The 1423-nt window shown below is 69.6% G+C and carries 1 pseudogene; it reads right to left on the minus strand.

The window, feature by feature from the left end:
• A pseudogene (locus ABD284_RS25660) lies at positions 1-1423 on the minus strand (hypothetical protein); the annotation flags it as partial.

Consider the following 1423-nt stretch of genomic DNA (forward strand, 5'->3'; position numbering starts at 1 on the left):
TGGGCCCGTCGGCGGTGATCTCGACGGCTGTGGGCGGAGGGGTGACGGTGTTGGCGGCGTGCTTTTCGCCGTAGTTGGTCGGGGGGTCGTTGTGCTGGTCGGTGTTGTTGTGCTGGTCGGTGTTGCGGTCGATGAACTCGTTGAGTCGGGGGTCGGTGAGGAGGTGGTCGAGGGTGGTGCGGACGTCGGTTTCGTTCGGGGCGGCGGTGGGGTCTTTGACGGTGATGGTGTGGGTGGCCGGTTTGTCGGTGGTGTTCTGGTCGGGTCGGTCGGATTGGTCGGGTTGGTAGGCGGGTGGGGCGGTGTCGTCGGTGTAGGCGGGCGGGGCGTCGGCGGGTGCGCTGTCGTCGGGGCCGGTGTCGAAGAGGGGCTGGTCGGCGGGGGTGTCGCCGCTCGCACTGGTCTCGGTGTCGTGGGCTCGCTCTGCGGGGGTGTGCGGCCGGTCCGGAGCGGTGGTTCCGGTGCCGTCACCGTGAGTGCCGTCCTCGGAGAGCGATCCGTCGGCAGCGGTGTCGGTGCCGGGAGCGGTTTCGGGCTGGTGGGGGGTGGGTTCGGCCTGGGGTGGGTCGGCGGTGGGGTCCGGGTGCGGCGCCTGAGGGCGGTCGGTGTCGGTGTCGGTGTCCAGCTCGGGCGCGTGGGTGGTGTCAGCGGTGTCGGGGGTCCCGGTGTGGCCGTTGTCGGGGGTGTTGTGGTGGTCGGGGCCGGGTGGGGGGTCGCCTCGGTGGTTGTCGCCGGGGTCGTTGTCGCCGTTGCCGCTGTTGTTGTTGCTTCCGCTGCCGTTGTTGTTGTTTGTGTCGGCGGGGTTGGGGTGGTTGGTGGGGGGTGGGGTGGTGCTGGTGGTGTCGGGTGGGGGTGGTGGTTGGGGTGGGGTGTGGAGGTGGTTGAGGGTGGTGAGGGTGGTGTCGACGGTGATGTTTTGGATGCCGGCTTGGGAGGCGCCGGCGGTGGCGGAGTAGCCGTGGGCTTTGAAGCCTTCGTCGGTGAGCAGGGCGTTGGTGGTGCCTTCGCCGATGTAGCCCTCGAAGGCGCCGGTGGCGGCGGCCATGGCGAGGATTTGGGCGCGCATGTGGGGGTTGGCGAGGTAGGCGCCGAGGTTGTGGGTGAGGGTGTCGGGGACGGTGCGGGTGAGGTGGGTGCGCAGGTGGGGTGGGATGCCGGTGTCGCTGAGGGCTTTGGCGAGGTCGTCGTTGAGGGTGTTCTTGCCCCAGTTGCGGATGAGGGCGTCGGTGTAGGCGTGGGCGGCGTTCTTGGCGGCCTGGGTGCCGATGGTGTCGGCGAGGTGTTTGGTGAAGACGTCGGTGAGGTCGTCGCGGAGTTGGGTGGCGGTGGTGGGGCGGTCGAAGGGGGTGTGGACCTGGTTGGGGGTGTAGGCGCCGGTGAGGTCGCCGTGGTGTTTGTTGAACGCCGCGGCCAGATCGGCGTT

The sequence above is a fragment of the Streptomonospora arabica genome (assembly GCF_039531585.1).
Taxonomy (GTDB): domain Bacteria; phylum Actinomycetota; class Actinomycetes; order Streptosporangiales; family Streptosporangiaceae; genus Streptomonospora; species Streptomonospora halophila.